Here is an 18,122-nt window from a genome sequence, read left to right as displayed (position 1 = left end):
GTGCGTTTCGGATTCGAGCGCAGACGAATGGCGCGCTCGGGAAGGAGTTGTCATGGATTTCGAGAAGATGCGCGAGGTCATCTCCGAGACCGTCGGTTGCGACCTTGAGAAGGTCACCCGCGAGGCCAAGCTCGAGGAGGACCTGGGCGCTGACTCCCTGGCCGCTATGGAGCTCGTCATGGCTCTCGAGGAGGCCTTCGACTGCGAGATCGACGACGCCGAGCTCGACCAGTTCAAGACCGTTGGCGATCTGGCCGACTACCTGGAGAACAAGGCTCAGTAACAAATCCGAGCCAAGAACCGGGCAGGGCCGTGCGCTCTGCCCGGTTTTATTTATGCTTCGCGGGATGCGCTGATCGATTGGTTCCGAGCCGGCGCCGCAGACGGGCGCCGCTCCCCGGAGGCAAACGACCAGTGTTTCCCGAACAAAGGAGGTCCATGCACATGGCTATGAAAACTCAGGACATCATCGACCTCATGGGTCGTTTTGACACGAGCGGCATCGGCCGCATGAAGATCACGAGCGGCGACACCACCATCGAGCTCGAAAAGCCCGGCTGCGTGCCGGCGCCCGCGACGATCGCTGCCGCCCCCGCTGCCGCTCCGGTCGCGCCTGCTGCCCCTGCCGCTTCCGTGGCACCCGCTGCGCCCGCGCCTGCGTCCGAGGAGCCCGCGGCGGCGGACGGTCCCTGCATCACCGCTCCGCTCGTCGGTACGTTTTACGTCGCCCCGTCGCCCGATAAGGACCCCTATGTCCAGCCCGGCGACCGCGTCAAGAAGGGCGATACGGTTTGCTTGCTCGAGGCCATGAAGATGATGAGCGAGGTCACCGCTCCGGTCGACTGCGTGATCGACGAGATCATGGCGACCGACGGCGAGCTCGTGTCCTTCGGCGCCCCGCTGATCCGCTACCACGAGGCGTAAGGGAAGCGGGCCTATGTTCAAGCGAATCCTCATCGCCAACCGAGGCGAGATCGCCGTGCGCGTGTTCCGCGCGTGCCGCGAGCTCGACATCGAGCCGGTGGTCGTCTATTCCGAGGCCGATCGCGAGGCTCTGCACGTGCAGCTCGCCGAGCATTCCTACTGCATCGGTCCCGCCTCGTCGGCCCAAAGCTACCTCAACACCGACGCCATTCTCACGGTGGCCAAGGCCGCGCACTGCGACGCCATCCACCCTGGATACGGCTTCCTTTCCGAGAACGCGGAGTTCGCCGACGAGTGCGAGAAGAACGGCATCACGTGGATCGGCCCGTCGGGCGACGTCATCCGCATGATGGGCAACAAGGCCGCCGCGCGCGAGCTCATGAAGAACGCCGGCGTGCCGGTCGTGCCCGGCTCCGACGGTTCGGTCGCCGACGCGGCGGAGGCCAAGCGCATCGCCGACGAGATCGGCTACCCTGTGCTCATCAAGGCCGCTGCCGGCGGTGGCGGTCGCGGCATGCGCAAGGTGTTCGACCCGGATCAGTTCGAGGACCTGTTCGAGGAGGCCCGTGCCGAGTCGCGCGCCTGCTTCAACGATGACGAGATGTACCTCGAGAAGCTCGTGCTGAACCCCCACCACATCGAGTTCCAGATTATGGCCGACAGCTGCGGCAACGTCGTGCAGCTGGGCGAGCGCGACTGCTCCATCCAGCGTCGCGGTCAGAAGATGATCGAGGAGACCCCTTCGCGCGTGCTCACGCCCGAGCTGCGCGAGCGCATGGGCGAGGCGGCGGTCAAGGCGGCCCGCGCCGCGGGGTACGTGAACGCGGGCACCATCGAGTTCGTGCTCGATCCCTCCGGCGAGTTCTACTTCATCGAGATGAACACGCGCATTCAGGTCGAGCATCCCATCACCGAGTGCGTGACCGGCATCGACCTGGTGCGCGAGCAGCTGCGCGTGGCCTCGGGCCTCTCGCTGTCCTTCACGCAGGACGATATCAACCTGCGCGGGCATGCGATCGAATGCCGCATCAACGCCGAGGATCCGGCTCACGGCTTTATGCCCTCGCCGGGCCTCGTCGACTTCGTGCACCTGCCCGGCGGTTACGGCGTGCGCGTCGACACCGGCCTGTATGCCGGCTGCGAGCTGCCGCCCTACTACGACTCGCTGGCGGCCAAGCTCATCGTCTGGGCGCCGACGCGTCTGGAGGCCATTCGCCGCATGCGTCGCTGCCTGGAGGAGTTCGTTATCGACGGTCCCAAGACCAACATCGACGTCCTTCATCAGATCATGTACCACCCCGGCTTCATCCGCGCGACGTACAACACGTCGTTTATCGACGAGAACCTGGACACGTTGCTCGCGTGGACCAACGCCGCCGACGTGCAAGAGGAGGCGTAACGCATGGCAGGAATTCTTGCCGAGCGCCGCAACCGGCTCATAGCGCTCAAGAAGATGCGCGAGCAGGGCAGCGCCCCGACGGTTGAGGAGAAGACGTGCCCCAGCTGCGGGCGCGCGCTCGCGGATAGCGACCTGGCGGCGAATCAGTTCGTCTGCCCATACTGCGGCCATCATTTCGGCATTCCCGCGCGCGACCGTATCCGCATGGTCGTCGACGACGGTCAGTTCCGCGAGCTCGACGCCTCGCTCGTCTCGACCGATCCGCTCGATTTCCCGGGCTATCCCGACAAGCTTTCCACTCTGCGCGCCAAGACGCATACCGGCGACGCGGTTGTCACGGGTATCGGCAAGATCGGCGGCATCCGCGTCGCCATCGCCGCGCTCGACACGCGTTTCCTCATGGCGAGCATGGGGGCTGTGGTCGGCGAGCGCCTGACGCGGCTCATCGAGCGCGCGACCAAGCAGCACCTTCCGCTGATCATCTTCTCCGCCAGCGGCGGCGCCCGCATGCAGGAGGGCATCATCTCGCTGATGCAGATGGCGAAGACCTCCGCGGCAATCCAGCGCTTCTCCGACCGCGGCGGCCTGTATATCTCGGTTATGACCCATCCCACCACGGGTGGCGTGACCGCGAGCTTTGCCAGCCTGGGCGACATCATGCTCGCCGAGCCCGGTGCGCTCATCGGTTTCGCCGGTCCGCGCGTGATCGAGCAGACCATCGGCGAGAAGCTTCCCGAGGGCTTCCAGAGCGCCGAGTTCCAGGTCGAGCACGGATTCCTGGATGCCGTCGTGCCGCGTGCCCGCATGCGCACCACGCTCATCCGTCTGCTTTCTCTCCACAAGAAGGGGGGTGCCGAACATGTCGGATAACCTTGTCCCGGTCGACGTGCTCACCGCAGCCCAGCGCGTGGCCATCGCGCGCCATCCCGGCCGTCCGGGCGTGGCCGAGATCGTCGACGCCCTGTTCACGGACTTCTTCGAGCAGCGCGGCGACCGTGCCGCCACCGACGACCGCAGCATCATGGGCGGTATCGCGCGCTTCCACGGCCGCCCGGTCACGATTCTCGGTAACCGCAAGGGCACCGAGATCGAGGACCGCATCGCGTTCAATTTCGGCATGGCGTCTCCCGAGGGCTATCGCAAGGCGCAGCGCATCATGCTCCAGGCGCAGAAGTTCGGCCGCCCCATCTTCACGTTCGTCGACACCTCCGGCGCCTATCCGGGTCTTGAGGCCGAGGCGCACGGTCAGGGTGAGGCCATCGCGCGCTCCATCGAGCTTATGAGCTCGCTGACGGTCCCCGTGATCAGCGTCATCTGCGGCGAGGGCGGCTCCGGCGGCGCGCTGGCGCTCGCCGTGGGCAACCGCGTCATCATGCTCGAGAACGCCGTGTATTCGGTGCTGTCGCCCGAGGGCTTCGCATCGATCCTCTGGAAGGACGCGAGCCGTGCCGACGAGGCCTGCGAGGTCATGAAGCTCACGGCTGACGACCTGCTCGAGCTCGGCGTTATCGACGGAATCATCCCCGAGCCCGCCGGCGGCGCCCACGAGAACCCGCAGGCGCTGTTCCAGGTGCTCGACACGCAGCTTTCGCGCGAGCTCGAGGAGCTTTCCAAGATGAGCCCCACCGCGCTCGCCAACGACCGGTATCGCAAGTTCCGTGCCGTGGGCACGACGGCCGTGAAGAGGGGTCGCGTATGAGCGGAGTGAAGATCGTCGGAACCGGATCGGCGGTGCCGTCGCGCGTGATGACCAACGACGACATGGCGAAGATCGTCGATACGTCGGACGAATGGATCAGCTCGCGTACCGGCATCCGATCGCGTCACTATTGCGACGCGGAGGCGGGGGAGACCCACCGCTCGCTCGTGCGCGATGCGGCGTCCCGCGCGCTCGAGGCCGCCGGTCTTACCGCCGACCAGGTCGGCGTGTGCCTCGTCGCCACGTTCACCGCCGACACCTGCACCCCGTCGGCGGCGTGCGTGCTGCAGGCCGATCTGGGCATGCCCGAGGACACGCTGTGCTTCGACCTGAACGCGGCCTGCGCGGGATTCGTGTACGGCCTGCACGTCGCCGAGTGCCTGCTTCCGGGCGCCAAGCGCCCCTATGCGCTCGTGGTCGGCATCGATACGCTGTCGCGCGTCATGGATTTCACGGACCGCACGACGTGCGTGCTGTTCGGCGACGGCGCCGGCGCGGCGGTGCTCGAGTGCCGCGAGGGCTACCCGCAGCTGTATGCGGTCTGGGGCTCGCGCGGCGACGATGCGTCCCTGTACGCGCCGGGCGTGGGGTGCGACGAGCCGTCGTATTTGCATATGGACGGCCGAGCCGTTATCCGCTTCGCCACCGAGGTGATGCCGCGCGCCACCAAAGAGGTGCTCGACGCCGCCGGCATCACGGCAGACGAGGTCGACCGCTTCGTGTACCACCAGGCCAACAAGCGCATCGTGGACTATTCGGTCAAAAAGCTCGGCCTCGACCCCGCGAAGTGCGAGGGGAATATCGACCATATGGGCAACACGTCGGCCGGCAGCGTGCCGATCCTGCTCGATGAGCTCGTGCGCGCCGGCAAGATCGTGCCCGGCAACCGCGTGCTCATGGCCGGATTCGGCGCGGGTCTCACCTGGGCCGGCGCCCTCGCCGAGCTGGCGTAGCGCCGGGCATCAGATCGATAGACGCAACTGACCTTCGAAAGGAAGAGATACATGAAGAAGCTCAACGAGATCTTGGGGACCGAGTTCCCCATCATCCAGGGCGGCATGGCGAATATCGCCACCGGCGAGTTCGCTGCCGCGTGCTCCAATGCCGGCGCCCTCGGTCTTGTGGCCGGCGGCGGCTTGGACGGCGAGAGCCTGCGCGCTCAGATCCGCCGCGCGAAGGAGCTCACGGACAAGCCCTTCGGCGTTAACCTCATGCTCATGAACCCGCATATCGACGAGTGCGCGCAGGTTGTCGTCGAGGAGGGCGTGAAGGTCGTCACCACCGGCGCGGGCAACCCCGCTAAGTACGTTGCCGCCTGGAAGGAAGCGGGCATCCGCATCTTCCCCGTGGTCGCCGCCCCGATTCTCGCCAAGCGCCTGGCGCGCCTGGACATCGACGGCATCATCGCCGAGGGCACCGAGTCCGGCGGCCATGTGGGCGAGGCGACCACGATGGCGCTCGTCCCCGCTGTGGTCGACGCGGTCGATCTGCCCGTGATCGCCGCCGGCGGTATCGCCGACGGTCGCGGCATGGCGGCCGCCTATGCGCTGGGCGCGTGCGGCGTGCAGGTGGGCACCTGCCTGCTTGCGAGCGAGGAGTGCCCCATCCACGCGAACTACAAGGAGAAGGTCGTCAAGGCGGGCGTCAACGACACCGTGGTGACCGGCCGTCCCGCCGGCGCTCCCGTTCGCTGCCTCAAGAACAAGATGACCAAGAAGTATCTGGAGCTCGAGCAGGAGGGCACCAAGCGCGACGAGCTCGAGGCGCTGACCCTCGGCTCCCTGCGTCGCGCCGTCCTCGATGGCGACGTGGACACCGGTAGCTTCATGTGCGGCCAGATCGCCGGCATGGTGCACGAGGTCCGTCCGGTTCGCGCGATTCTCGAGGATATGGTTGCCGGCTGCAAGGCAACGATCGAGGGGTTGAGCGCATAATGACGACCGCGTTTCTGTATGCCGGCCAGGGCTCGCAGCACGCGGGCATGGGCCGTGACCTGTACGAGGCCTATCCGACGTTCGCCGCCATGATCGACGCCGCGGACGAGGCCGTCGACTTCGATCTCAAGACGCTCATGTTCGAGGGTCCCGACGACCAGCTGAACCAGACCGAGTACACCCAGCCGTGCATGGTCGCTTTCGCCTGCGGCATGACTGCGGTGCTGGCCGAGCTCGGCCTCACGCCCGACTACGTCGCCGGCCTGTCGCTGGGCGAGTACTCCGCACTTGCCGCCGCGGGCGTGTTCGATCCCGTCGAGGCCGTGAAGCTCGCTGCCTTCCGCGGAGCGGCCATGGCCAGCGCCGCCGCCGGGCGCGACACCGCTATGATCTCCATCCTCGGCCTTGACCGCCAGACCGTGGAGTCCGTGGTCGAGACTGCCGCTGCGGCCGTCGCCGAGGGCCTGACCGTCGAGGTCTCCAACTACAACTGCCCCGGCCAGATCGTCATCGCGGGCGACCGTGAGCCGGTCGAGGCCGCCGCTGCCGCCGCCAAGGAGGCCGGCGCCCGCCGTTGCATCCCGCTCAAGGTGAGCGGCCCGTTCCACACCTCGCTGCTCAAGCCCGCCGGCGATGCCCTGCGCGAGCGCCTCTCCGGCCTGGAGCTGGGCGAGATGCGCGTGCCCGTGCTGTTCAACACGCTGGGGCGTGAGATGGGCGAAGGCGATACCATCGTCAGCCTGCTCGAGCGCCAAGTGCAGTCCTCCGTCCGCATGGAGGACACCATCTGCCGTCTGGCCGACCTGGGTGTCGATCGCATCATCGAGATCGGCCCGGGCAAGGTGCTCTCCGGCTTGGTTCGCAAGACCGCCAAGGAGCTCTCCTGCACTCCCGTCGAGACCGTCGAGGATCTCGCCAAGCTGACCGCCGAGTAGGGCGAGGAGCCGGGTCCGTCCGCGCGGCAGCGCGCTCGGTCCCGGCGACCTGCTGCGGGGCCTATCGTCCCCAAACCGCCTAACGTTTTGTTCCAAGGAGGAACTACCCATGGATTTGACCGGTAAGACCGCCATCGTGACCGGCGGCAGCCGCGGTATCGGACGCGCCATCTGCATCGAGCTCGCCCGTCGCGGCGCCAACGTCGTGTTCTCCTACGCCGGCAACGCGGCCGCTGCCGACGAGACCGTGAAGCTCGTCGAGGCGGAGGGCGTGGCCGCTCGCTCCGTGAAGGGCGACGTGACCAGCGCCGACTCCGCAAAGGAGCTGGTGGAGGCCGCGCGCGAGCTCGGAGGCGTGGACATCCTCGTCAACAACGCCGGCATCACGCGCGATAAGCTCGCCGCCCGCATGAGCGAGGAGGATTTCGATGCTGTGATCGCCACCAACCTCAAGGGCGCCTTCCTCATGACCAAGGCCGTGCTGCGCCCCATGATGCGCGCCAAGAGCGGCAGCATCGTCAACATGGCGAGCGTCGTCGGCATCATGGGCAACGCGGGGCAGGCAAATTATGCCGCCAGCAAGGCCGGCCTCATCGGTATGACCAAGTCCGTCGCGCGCGAGGTGGCCGCCGCGGGCATCCGCGTGAACGCCGTCGCTCCCGGCTACATCGAGACCGATATGACCGCGGCTATGCCCGAGGCCGCCCAGCAGGCCATGTGCTCCATGATTCCCGCCGCCCGCGCCGGCAAGCCCGAGGACGTGGCGCGTGCCGTCGCCTTCCTGGTTTCCGATGACGCGGCCTACATCACCGGCCAGGTGCTGGCCGTCGACGGCGGCATGGCCATGTAGGCTCGCTGACCCAGGCGCGCCATCTTGCCCTTCAATCGTCGGTCATGACTCTAAGGTCTATGCCCTCCTCTTTCAGGACAACCTGGCGCACCTGGGACAGCGCATCGCGGGTATCTCGACCAAAAGTGACCCGCCTCCAATTGTTCGAATTCATCTCCCGAAAGGAGCTTTCATATGTCCAAACGCAGGGTTGTTATCACCGGTATGGGAGCCCTGACGCCCATCGGTAACACCGCGACTGAGAGCTGGGACGCAGCTCGCGCCGGCAAGCTGGGCATCGCGCCCATCACGCAGTTCGATGCGAGCGCCCAGAAGGTCAAGATCGCGGCAGAGGTGAAGGGCTTCGAGCCCAAGGAGCATTTCTCCGCTCCCGAGGCCAAGCACAAGTCCCGCTTCACGCAGCTCGCGATCGTGTCGGCGCGCGAGGCCATCGCGCAGAGCGGTCTCGACCTGGATTCCGAGGACCTCACCCGCGCCGGCGTGATCGTGTCCTCCGGCATCGGTGGCGTCCGCGAGACCGAGACCCAGCAGACCAGCTGCCTCAAGCGCGGATTCGACCGCTGCTCCCCGTTCTACATCCCCATGGGCATCTCCAACATGGCGGCCGGCGAGGTGGCCATCGAGTTCGGCTTCAAGGGAATGTGCACCTGCCCCGTGACCGCGTGCGCCGGCGGCTCCAACGCCGTGGGCGACGCCTTCCGCCATATCCGTGACGGCTATGCGGACATCATGCTCACCGGCGGCACCGAGGCGGCCATCACCCCGCTTTCCATCGGCGGCTTCACCACCATGCGCGCCCTGCACGTCGGCGACGACCCCACCTGCGCCTCCGTGCCCTTCGACGCCCGTCGCAGCGGGTTCGTCATGGGCGAGGGCGCCGGCATGCTGGTGCTCGAGGAGCTCGAGCACGCTCAGGCCCGCGGCGCGAACATCATCGCCGAGATCGTCGGCTACGGCGTGACCTGCGACGCCTACCACATCACCGCTCCCGCGCCGAACGGCGAGGGCGGCGCACGCGCCATGGAGCAGGCATTGGCCGATGCCGGCGGCGTGGCCCCGGAGGCCGTGGGCTACATCAATGCGCACGGCACCTCCACCCCGCTCAACGACAAGGGCGAGACCGCGGCGATCAAGACCGTGTTCGGCGATCACGCCTACCACATGGCCGTCTCCTCCACCAAGTCAATGACCGGTCATATGCTCGGTGCGGCCGGCGCCGTGGAGGCCATCTTCACCGCGCTCGCCCTGCGCGATCAGTTCCTGCCGCCCACCATCGGCTACGTCGAGGCCGACCCTGAGTGCGATCTCGACTACGTGCCGAACGAGGGCCGTGCGGCCGATTTCGAGTACGCGCTGTCCAACTCGCTTGGTTTCGGCGGCCACAATGCCTGCGTCCTGCTCAAGAAGTGGGCAGGCTAGTGAACTTTTAGGGACAGTCCCTAAAAGTTCACCCTCCGTTCTCCCCTGAATCAAAAGGAGCATTCCCATGCAGCTTGATTCCAACCAGATCGCGGAGATCCTGCCGCATCGCTATCCCTTTGCGCTCGTCGATCGCATCACCGATGGTGAGGAGGGCTCCTGGGCCCGCGGTCGCCTGTGCGTGAGCAATATGAGCCCGGTGTTTTGCGGCCACTTCCCGCAGTACCATGTCCTGCCCGGCGTGCTGATCGTCGAGGCACTCGCGCAGGTCGCGGCCGTCGCCATGCTGTCGCTTCCCGAGAACCGCGGCAAGCTCGGCTTCTTCGCGTCCATCAAGGATGCGAAGTTCCGCAAGCAGGTGCGTCCCGGTGACGTGCTCGAGCTCGAGAGCCGCATCGTCAAGACGCGCCGTTCGTTCGCGTTCGTCGAGGCGGAGGCCCGTGTCGATGGCGAGGTCGCCTGCAGCGCCACGCTGACGCTCGCCCTCGGTTCCGCCGACGAGGCCTAGTGCGCCATGTCAGCGCGCAGGGAGCATCAAGAGTTGGAAGAGATGTTTGAGAGCATATATAACAAGTTCAAGCTCCATTTCTACCAGGAGACCTTCTCGCGCTTTCAGGATCGCGAGGCGAGCCTGACGACGGTCGAGGCGTTCGCCATGGAAGCGATCTACGCGCTCGGTTCACCGACGGTGCACGAGTTCGCCGAGTTCATGCGCATCTCGTCTTCGAACGCGGCCTACAAGATCGGGAGCCTTATCCGCAAGGGGTATGTCGAGAAGGTCCAATCGGAAAGCGATGGGCGCGAGTACCATCTGCGCCCCACGCAGAAGTACCTGGACTACTATCGCATCAGCTCCTCGTATATCCACGATGTCATGGATCGCATCCGTCAGCGGTTCTCCGAGGAGGACCTGACGAAGATGGGGGAGATCCTGACCGTCATGAGCGAGGAGCTCATGCCCGAGGTGACCGTGCCGGCCTCGGGAGCAAAGGCATAGGTGCTGCAAGGCGGCCCGTCGGATGGCGGGCCGCCTTTTTGCGCAAGCCCGGTCAGCGGTTTTCGCCGCGCTCTATGCCGTACCTGCGCACGATGCGGGCGAGTTTGCGGCGCCAGGGCAGGTAAAGGGCGCCGAGGAACGCGACGGTGGCGATTCCGTGGGCGGCGTCGAAGGGGAACGAGGCGGCGTAGACCGCGAGCAGGTTGAAACCGAGCCCGGTGTGCAGGTAGCCGATGATCGACCACGCGTTGAGAATCCACCCATAGAGCACCGAGGCCACGAATCCGTAGATGAGCAGCGCCGGCATGCCCTTGCGTTCCTGCCCGCTCGCGTCCGGATGCCCGAACACGCCGATCTGCGCAAGCGCGCCCGCGCCATAGCCCACGAGTCCCCAAGCGTACATCTGCCATGGGGTCCACGCGCCCTGTCCGAAAAAGAAATTCGAGGTCAGGGCGGCAAGTGCTCCAACCATAAAGCCCGAACGCCTTCCCAGGCAGACGCCGGCGATGATCGCGACGGCGCTTATCGGCTTCACGCTCGGCACCGCGGCGAACAGCACGCGGCCGGCGGCGGCGAGCGCGGCGAGCACCACGGTGGGCATGATCTCGCGCATGTGCATCTCGCCCATCTCGTATGAGGCGAAAAAGATGCCGAGCGCGGCGAGCACCACGGTAAACGACAGCAGGGCGGTCTGCCTGAACCCGCACAAGCCCGCAATGACGAGCACGGCCGGCACGGCGGCCAGGGCGATTGCCTCAATCGCTACATTTCCCTTCAGCCTGCGGGGTCGGGGCTGCTCGAGCGGGGCCTCTTCAACGGAGGTGCGCACATCTGAGGGAGGCTGATCGACCGCTTCCATCGGTGCCTCCTCGCGTTGCAGCAGCATGCCGAACAGCCGCGCGCGCTCGTGGGGGCGATACATGAGGCTGTGGCCGAAGAACTCCCGTGCAGGCTCGGTGCAGGCGATCTGCCCGTCGAACATGAGCGACACCTCGTCGGCGACGGCGTAGGCGACATCCAGGTCGTGCGTCACGAGCAAAACGGTGCAGCCACGCTCGGCGATGCCGCGCAGGATGGTGACGATCTCGGCCGCCCCGCTCGCGTCGAGTCCCGTGGTGGGCTCGTCAAGCACGAGCAGGCGGGGCCTGGTGAGCAGCACCTTTGCGAGGGCGAGCTTTTGCTGCTGCCCTCCGGAGAGGTCGAAGGGGTGATGGGCCTCAAGGCCGGAAAGCCCCATGCGCTCGATCATGCGCGCGATGTCGTCGGCGCTATATCCCGCCCGCTCGCGCCATTCGTCGAGTTCGTCGGCGACGGTGTTGCACACCAGAAGCGCCTTCGGGTCCTGCGGCAGGTAGCTTTGGGTTTCATGACAGGTGTTCCCCACATGCCCACGCTGGGGTCGCAAGATGCCGACGAGCGATTTGAGCAGGGTCGACTTGCCGCAGCCGTTGCCGCCGACGATGGCGTGCACGCCGCCCTGACAGACGGTGAGGTCGAGGCCCCGCAGTGTCCAGGGGGCATCGCGGTCGTAGCGGACGAACAGGTCGTGCGCCGACAGGACCGGCAGGCCCCGACGGAAGGTGCTCCAGCGAACGGCAAGCCGACGGTCGAGCTCGGCGCGCGGGACGGCGGGCGGCACGGGCCCGATCGCGAACGTCTGGGTCGCCAGATGCTCGGCCTCCTCGGGCAGATGGGTCGACATGATGACGGTGATGCCGAGTTCCCGGTGCACCCGACTGAGCAGGTACAAAAACTGCCGACGGGCATCGGGATCGAGGCTCGCGGTCGGCTCGTCGAGCACGAGCAGCCGTGGCTGCAGCGCGAGCACCCCGGCAAGGTTCACCAGCTGCTGCTGTCCCCCGGAGAGCTCGTCGGTCGATGTGTGCATAAGCGGCTCGATGCCGAAGAAGTGCGCGACCTCCGCCACGCGCCTGCGCATCTCGCTTTGCGCCATGCCGATGTTTTCCAGCCCGAACGCGATCTCGTGCCAGACGGTGTCGCACACGATCTGAGCTGCGGGATCCTGCATGATGAAGCCGATATCGGTCGCCGATCGTCGAGAATCCGTCGCCTGCTCGCCGAGTACCTCGATGGTGCCCGTTTTGATCCCCTCGGGCGCCAATTCGGGTTTGAGCAGACGCAGAAGCGTGGTCTTCCCGCATCCGGTGGGTCCGTTCACAAGGCAGAACGCGCCGGCATCCACCTCGAGGGATATGTGCTCGAGGACCGGTTCATGTTCAGGGTAGGCGAAGGTGAGATCGCAGATTCGCACCGCGCGGGCGCTCAGAGCGTTCGCCATAGCCACCACCCCCGTATCGACAGTGCGACGGGCACCAGCATGAGTGCGGCGAACGGGGCATATCCCCACCACAACACGAGTTGGGGAGGGGTGGGGTAGAACGCGTATTGGGAACAGGCGATGGCGACGAGCGGCACGTTGACCGCCGCGAGCGCGCACATGGCCCCGATCAGCCCGGCATCGGCCTTTCGGACGCGCGACTGGCGGTAGACCGTGCGGCGCGCCCCGCAGGCGTATCCACGCGCGCGCACGGCATCGGCGCGTACCAGGCTGTCCTCCAGCGCCCAGCCCATGAGGACCGAGCTGGTGCGCAGGTGGCCGGTCGCCCGTTCGCGCGTCGTGCGCGGAGCGATCGCGGGCGTCGCCTGTGCGACGGCCTCCACGGTGCGCCCGCGCGAAACGAGTTGGGGGATCAAGCGCATGGCCTGCGTGACCATCAGGGCGACGGTCGGTGCGATGCCGCCGAGCATCTCGGTTGCCGCGGAGCTATCGATGCAGGCGAGGCATGTGGTCATCCACAGCAGGACGGAAGCGAGCATGATGCCCGTGCACACGCCGAAAAACAGGGCCTCCGCGGTGAACGCGCGGCCGAATAGCGAAAACAGAACGTGGGCTCCGCGGCCTACAAACAGGAGGTTCGCCACGGCGACCACCCCTACCACGGGGATCGTCCAGCCGATCTGGCGCAATCCGGCGCGTATTCCGCGCACGCAGCAGGCGCATGCGCCCGCGCCTGCATACGAGAGCGCTGCATAGACCGGTTGCGAGGCAGCCATGGCAAAGCCGGCGGCGCAGACGAGGTAGACGACGACCACCGCAGGATGGAAATCGGAAAAAGGATTGTATCGAACGTGCATCAGGATGCCTCTTGCAAAAAACGCCCGCGCCGACCGCAGTCTGCAAGGTCGGCGCGGGCGCGTATGGTGGCGACTAGACGAGGTAGGTCCAGGTGAGGACATCGCCATCCGATACGGTTGCCACGTCGGCGGAATCCATCACCGTCTCGCCGTTGAGGTCATAGCCCCAACCGCTCGAATCGCCGAAGTCGAACGAGGCGAGCCCTCCGATCCCGTTCACGAACGAACCGTAGTCGGAGTCCTGGATGTCCAGCTCAAGGCCGGTTGCCTTGATCGCGTCGAGCACGGTGGCACCTTCGTCCAGTTCAACGGTGTCGTCATAGGTCACGCTGCCGTCGGCCGCGCTCGAGTCGACGACCACCTGCACGGCGATCTGGGCGTCGTCGGCAGCGGGCGCCGCGGCAGATCCCGTGTCGGCGACGACGGCGGCGTCGCTTGCGCCCGAGCCGCCATCACTGGCGGTGGTCTGCGTGCAGCCGCCCAGGCAGGCAACGGCAAGCGCGCAGGTCAGCGCACCGATTGCAACGGTGCGGCGCGAAAGTGCGGACAGTGCGCGAGACAGGTTTTCGAGCATGATACATGCCTTTCTCCCCAGGGCCCATACCGATGGAGAGGCGATCCGGCTCGTTCCCACACCGCGTCTCGTCGCCCGATCTACGACGATATGCTCGCGGCAGCTGAACTCACGGTTGCTGGTACAGCTGGGGTTTTTCACCCCGTTCCCCTGGGCGTTCGGCATCTCGCCTGCGCCCGTGCGTCTCCGCACCATCCATCTGGCCAAATAACAATGCGCCTCGATTGTAGGTGAGAAATCGGTGCCTGTCCCCGTTTTCCCAAAAGAAAACGGGGACAGGCACCGATTTCATATGAGCGCTCAGAGCCGAGGCCTCCCAAACAGGTCTTTGCGAAGCTTTACCCGCTGCTCCATAAACCTTTTGGTGCGCTCCGGGCGTTCGATGCCGAGATGCCGGTAGAGCACGTCCATCAGCACGTCCCATCGCTCGATGTTCTTGATCTGGGAGTGTGTGATGGTTTCAACGGCGATATCCATGCTGCGCAGAGCCGTTTTGCGCGCTGAGTCGTCCCGTTGCGTCCCTTTGCTATCTTCGAGCGCGATGCCGTGGAATGCCGCTCCCTCCACCTCGCAGCACAGACTTGGTGTGTGGCTCCCCTCGTCGAACCATCCGATGTCGACGACGCAGATGGGCGATCCCCACGCCGATGCCGAAGAGGGCGATAGCTTGACACGACGATTGAGCTGAAACGGTGGAAGCCCCTCGAGCCCAAGCTTCCTGTTGATGCCCATGAGGAGAGCGGCCTGGGCCTCCAGCGGAGAGGCGGCACCCGCGACGACCATCTCGAGTGCGCGCCTGAAGGTCTTTGCCCCGTGCACCGGTCCCAGCGATTTGGAAAACTCCGCAAGCTCTTCGATGCTGCACAGCGGCGGTCGTTTCCAGAGATTGGAGATGGTGCCGTCGCGCGTTCTGCAGGGGCTCCAAGGCAAGGGGGCGCCGTGGTTGTCGGTGAACGCAAGCGGTTTCCCGTCGAGTCCGTAGAACGCCGCGAGTTGTCGCGTCGTGTCGGGCAGCCCGCATGTAGTGTCGAGCAGGCTTATGGCGCGCTGCATGCGAGACGTGCCAGGACAGGTGGCGTAGAGTCCGCAGCACTCCATCATGACCATAGCCAATTGCACGGGCGTGCAGTCGCGAGCCATATGGAGGAGCGCCACCCGCGGTGAGGTGGCGTAGAGGTTGTCGGAAATCTGCTCAAGATCATCGTCGGAGATATCATTCGACCTGGTATGCCATACGGCATAGGGCGACGCGCCGCGTGGGATTCCGTCGGTTAGCACGTGAACGGGAATCGAGACCCCTTTAAGCGAGCGGAAGATTTCGTGGCGGATCTCCAAGATGAGCTGTGGGGTATTCAAGCGTTCTCGATATGAAGGCGAAGCGCGATTCAGCGACTCCAGCACCTCGGGAGGAAATTCAAGCTCTCTGATGCACGGTGGTGTGCGTAGGAATTCAAGAGCCGATATGCCATGCAGTATCCAGTCTTTCATAGCAAATAGAGTATCATTAGCACTCAATATTGTATATATGTAGAAAGTATTTTTGTCGATATATTACGAAGTAACGGATTTTGCGGGAAGCGCGCAAGAAATATTCACAGCTGATAAAGCATAATGAAAACATCGCAGGTAAACAGCTATATCGATTTGGCCGTTATGCACAACGGGCTCCGTCTTCCCGCAAAATCCGTCGCGACGTTTTTTGCGGGAAGACGATAAGGCACATGTCTCCTCACCCTTTCAACCCTTTAGCGCGCTGCAGTGCGCCGTCTGGCGATACGTCAGTTATGACCGGAGCTCTCCGGGGTAGTCTCAAGCCATACGGCTGAAATGCGGGGCGATATGCCGCCTCGCTGCTCGTCGGCGCCACGCGTGCCGAAGAAAGGATGGTCATCATGGGTGCACCTCAGACGAACAATGTGAGGAACGTCGTCTTGGTTGGCCAGGGAGGAGTAGGAAAGACCTCCCTGGCAGAATCGATGCTGCATCTTTCAGGCAAGACCACCCGTCTGGGCGGTCACGCGGGCACCAAGCCCACGCTGGATTACGACGCCGAGGAAGTAAAGCGCGGCGTCTCCATTTCCACCTCCATCGCCCCCATCGACTGGAAGGGCACGCGCATCAACGTGCTCGATGCGCCCTGCTACCCCGACTTCATCGGCGACGCGTATGCGGCCATGGCCGTCAGCGAGACGGCGCTGTTCGTGGTCGACGCCTCCGAGGGGCCGCAGCCCACGACCGTTAAGCTGTGGTACGCCGCCGAGGACCTGCGCCTGGCGCGCGCCGTCTTCATCAACCGCATCGATAAGGAAACGGCGGATTACGACGCCTGCATGGAGCAGCTGCGCGAGCGCTTCGGCATGCGCCTGGGCGCCGTCACCCTCCCGTGGGGCACGGGCGAGGCGTTCGAGGGCGTCATCGACGTTGTGCGCATGAAGGCGCGCCACTGCGAGGGCACCACGCAGACCGAGTTCGACATCCCCGAGGAGTACCTGCCCGCCGCCGAGGCCGCGCGCGAGCAGCTGTGCGAGGCCGTCGCCGAGGCCGACGATGAGCTCATGATGAAGTATCTCGACGGCGAGCCGCTTACCCAGGAAGAGGTCGAGAGCCTGCTTTCCAAGGCGATCGCCCAGCGCCTGTTCGTCCCGGTGTTCGTCGGCTCCTGCACCAAGGAGCTCGGCGTCCATTCCGTCATGGACGATATCGCCACCTACTTCCCGACGCCGACCGATTACGGCGAGATGCCGCTCATGGACGGCGACACCCTCAAGATCTCCTCTGAGGACGATCGCCCCGTGGCCTTCGTGTTCAAGACCCTGAACGACGCCCAGCAGGGCCGCATCTCCTTCCTCAAGGTTCTGACCGGCACGCTCACCCCCGGCATCGAGCTCGTGAATGCCCGCACCCGCAAGAGCGAGCGCCTGGCGCACCTGTACGTCATGTGCGGCCGCGACATGAACGAGGTCGGCAAGGCAGAGGCGGGCGACATCATCGTCACCACCAAGATCTCCGCCGATACCGGCGACACGCTGTCGGTGTCCGGCAAGATCGAGGCCGCTGCGTTCAAGTTCCCGAACAGCCAGTATCGCATCGCCATCGAGGCCGTGAACCGCAGCGAGGAAGACAAGCTCTTCACGTTCATCGACAAGGCGTGCGAGGCGGACCCGACCATGAAGATCGAGCGCGACGAGGAGACCGGCCAGACCATCATCTCCGCGGTGGGCGAGGCCCAGGTGTCCGTCCTGCTCAACCGCCTCGAGGAGCGCACCAAGGTCGAGGCGCACATCGTCCCCATCCGCATTCCGTACCGCGAGACCATCCGCCGCGTGGCGAGCGCCCAGGGCCGCCACAAGAAGCAGACCGGCGGCGCGGGCCAGTTCGGCGATTGCTACCTGCGCGTCGAGCCGCTGGCCGACGGCGACTACGAGTTCGTCGACGAGGTCGTGGGCGGCCGCATCCCGCGCGCCCTCATCCCCGCGGTCGACAAGGGCGTCCAGGAGACCATGAAGGAAGGCGTCATCGCCGGCTATCCGCTGACGGGCATCCGCGTGGCGTGCTACGACGGCTCCTATCATCCGGTCGACTCCAACGAGATGGCGTTCCGCGCCGCCGCGCGCATCGCGCTCAAGAAGGCCTGCGCCGAGGCCGACCCGGTGGTGCTCGAGCCCATGGAGAACATCACCGTGACCATCCCCGAGAGCTATGCCGGCGCCGTGATGGGCGACGTGTCCGCCAGCCGCGGCCGCGTCACCGGCATGGATACCGATGATCGCGGCAACACCGTGGTCACCGCGACCGTCCCGTACGCCGAGCTCGTCGATTACGCGACCCGCCTGCGCTCGCTGACGCGCGGCACCGGTGATTTCACCATGGAGCCCGCCGGTTACGAGCAGGTTCCCTACGACGTGCAGAAGCACCTGATCGAGTTCTACGAGGAGTCTCGCGCACAGGGTAGGTAAGCTCTGGCGCGGACAAGACGTTGACGACGAGGGGGCGGACGCATCATCCGTCCCCTCGTCTTATATCAGCCTTCCGATGACGCGACGGGGATTGGGCGCGTGCATTCGTGCAGTTTCCTAGTATGTTGGTTGGAATATATGGCAGTGCGATGGAGAACGGTATAGTACCGTACCTAGGTGGGCATCAGATAAGGAGTCATCATTGCCTTTTGTAAATAGCGTGGTGACAAACTATTTCCGTGCTACCATCAAAACTGCTGTATTGTGGGCAGATTATGG

Annotated in this window: 17 protein-coding genes and 1 riboswitch; of the genes, 13 read left to right on the top strand and 4 right to left on the bottom strand. The window is 65.3% G+C overall.

All coding sequences use genetic code 11. The annotated features are described in order from the left end of the window. Positions 1 to 52: 52 nt before the first annotated feature. The 12 genes from acpP (at position 53) to B5F74_RS05875 (ending at position 10,157) form a co-directional block, all read left to right on the top strand. Positions 53 to 283, top strand: a complete 231-nt coding sequence (gene acpP / locus B5F74_RS05930; protein WP_066830438.1) for an acyl carrier protein — start codon at positions 53 to 55, stop codon at positions 281 to 283. A gap of 161 nt (positions 284 to 444) precedes the next feature. Continuing rightward, positions 445 to 924 carry an acetyl-CoA carboxylase biotin carboxyl carrier protein gene (gene accB / locus B5F74_RS05925; RefSeq protein ID WP_239283377.1) on the top strand — a complete coding sequence of 160 codons (480 nt, stop codon included), beginning with the start codon at positions 445 to 447 and terminating at the stop codon, positions 922 to 924. Between the two features lie 13 nt (positions 925 to 937). Beyond that, the gene (gene accC / locus B5F74_RS05920) at positions 938 to 2,323 is read left to right on the top strand and encodes an acetyl-CoA carboxylase biotin carboxylase subunit (protein ID WP_087200833.1); all 1,386 of its coding nucleotides are present in this window, start codon (positions 938 to 940) and stop codon (positions 2,321 to 2,323) included. A 3-nt stretch (positions 2,324 to 2,326) separates the two neighbouring features. Further along, positions 2,327 to 3,193, top strand: a complete 867-nt coding sequence (accD, locus tag B5F74_RS05915; protein WP_066830432.1) for an acetyl-CoA carboxylase, carboxyltransferase subunit beta — start codon at positions 2,327 to 2,329, stop codon at positions 3,191 to 3,193. Further along, on the top strand, positions 3,183 to 4,022 hold the full coding sequence (locus B5F74_RS05910; protein ID WP_066830429.1) for an acetyl-CoA carboxylase carboxyltransferase subunit alpha: 840 nt from the start codon (positions 3,183 to 3,185) through the stop codon (positions 4,020 to 4,022). Before accD ends, B5F74_RS05910 begins: the two co-directional genes overlap by 11 nt. After that, the gene (locus B5F74_RS05905) at positions 4,019 to 4,975 is read left to right on the top strand and encodes a beta-ketoacyl-ACP synthase III (protein ID WP_087200831.1); all 957 of its coding nucleotides are present in this window, start codon (positions 4,019 to 4,021) and stop codon (positions 4,973 to 4,975) included. The genes B5F74_RS05910 and B5F74_RS05905 overlap by 4 nt, the downstream gene beginning before the upstream one ends. A 51-nt stretch (positions 4,976 to 5,026) precedes the next feature. After that, positions 5,027 to 5,956, top strand: coding sequence for a nitronate monooxygenase (locus tag B5F74_RS05900; RefSeq protein WP_066830423.1), 930 nt, complete (start codon positions 5,027 to 5,029; stop codon positions 5,954 to 5,956). After that, on the top strand, positions 5,956 to 6,891 hold the full coding sequence (gene fabD / locus B5F74_RS05895; RefSeq protein ID WP_087200829.1) for an ACP S-malonyltransferase: 936 nt from the start codon (positions 5,956 to 5,958) through the stop codon (positions 6,889 to 6,891). Before B5F74_RS05900 ends, fabD begins: the two co-directional genes overlap by 1 nt. A gap of 109 nt (positions 6,892 to 7,000) precedes the next feature. After that, positions 7,001 to 7,741, top strand: a complete 741-nt coding sequence (gene fabG / locus B5F74_RS05890; protein WP_066830416.1) for a 3-oxoacyl-[acyl-carrier-protein] reductase — start codon at positions 7,001 to 7,003, stop codon at positions 7,739 to 7,741. Between the two features lie 174 nt (positions 7,742 to 7,915). Further along, positions 7,916 to 9,160 (top strand): beta-ketoacyl-ACP synthase II, encoded by a 1,245-nt coding sequence (gene fabF, locus B5F74_RS05885; protein ID WP_087200827.1) that lies wholly within the window; start codon positions 7,916 to 7,918, stop codon positions 9,158 to 9,160. Between the two features lie 67 nt (positions 9,161 to 9,227). Next, a complete protein-coding gene (fabZ, locus tag B5F74_RS05880; RefSeq protein ID WP_087200825.1) occupies positions 9,228 to 9,668 on the top strand; it encodes a 3-hydroxyacyl-ACP dehydratase FabZ in 441 nt (146 codons plus the stop codon). Positions 9,669 to 9,710: 42 nt separating this feature from the next. Continuing rightward, entirely contained in the window at positions 9,711 to 10,157 is a 447-nt protein-coding gene (locus B5F74_RS05875) for a winged helix DNA-binding protein (protein ID WP_239283384.1), read from the top strand. A 52-nt stretch (positions 10,158 to 10,209) separates the two neighbouring features. On the opposite strand, the gene B5F74_RS12605 is transcribed toward B5F74_RS05875, so the two are convergent. From B5F74_RS12605 to B5F74_RS05850, 4 genes are all read right to left on the bottom strand, one after another. Continuing rightward, positions 10,210 to 12,456 (bottom strand): ATP-binding cassette domain-containing protein, encoded by a 2,247-nt coding sequence (locus B5F74_RS12605; RefSeq protein WP_239283376.1) that lies wholly within the window; start codon positions 12,454 to 12,456, stop codon positions 10,210 to 10,212. Next, on the bottom strand, positions 12,441 to 13,313 hold the full coding sequence (locus B5F74_RS05860; RefSeq protein WP_087200822.1) for an energy-coupling factor transporter transmembrane component T: 873 nt from the start codon (positions 13,311 to 13,313) through the stop codon (positions 12,441 to 12,443). Before B5F74_RS05860 ends, B5F74_RS12605 begins: the two co-directional genes overlap by 16 nt. Positions 13,314 to 13,386: 73 nt before the next feature. Further along, positions 13,387 to 13,887 carry a DUF4430 domain-containing protein gene (locus tag B5F74_RS05855; RefSeq protein WP_087200820.1) on the bottom strand — a complete coding sequence of 167 codons (501 nt, stop codon included), beginning with the start codon at positions 13,885 to 13,887 and terminating at the stop codon, positions 13,387 to 13,389. Positions 13,888 to 13,903: 16 nt separating this feature from the next. Further along, a riboswitch (cobalamin riboswitch) is annotated at positions 13,904 to 14,102 on the bottom strand. A gap of 85 nt (positions 14,103 to 14,187) precedes the next feature. Next, a complete protein-coding gene (locus tag B5F74_RS05850) occupies positions 14,188 to 15,375 on the bottom strand; it encodes a hypothetical protein (RefSeq protein ID WP_143753807.1) in 1,188 nt (395 codons plus the stop codon). A 404-nt stretch (positions 15,376 to 15,779) separates the two neighbouring features. Between B5F74_RS05850 and B5F74_RS05845 the strand changes: the two genes are divergently transcribed. Further along, positions 15,780 to 17,843 carry an elongation factor G gene (locus tag B5F74_RS05845; protein ID WP_087200998.1) on the top strand — a complete coding sequence of 688 codons (2,064 nt, stop codon included), beginning with the start codon at positions 15,780 to 15,782 and terminating at the stop codon, positions 17,841 to 17,843. Positions 17,844 to 18,122: the final 279 nt, after the last annotated feature.

Origin of the sequence: Collinsella sp. An271, assembly GCF_002159695.1 — a bacterium.
GTDB classification, from domain to species: Bacteria; Actinomycetota; Coriobacteriia; order Coriobacteriales; family Coriobacteriaceae; genus Collinsella; species Collinsella ihumii.
Note: the sequence above shows the minus strand (reverse complement) of the source record. Positions and strands in the feature narration are given on the sequence as shown.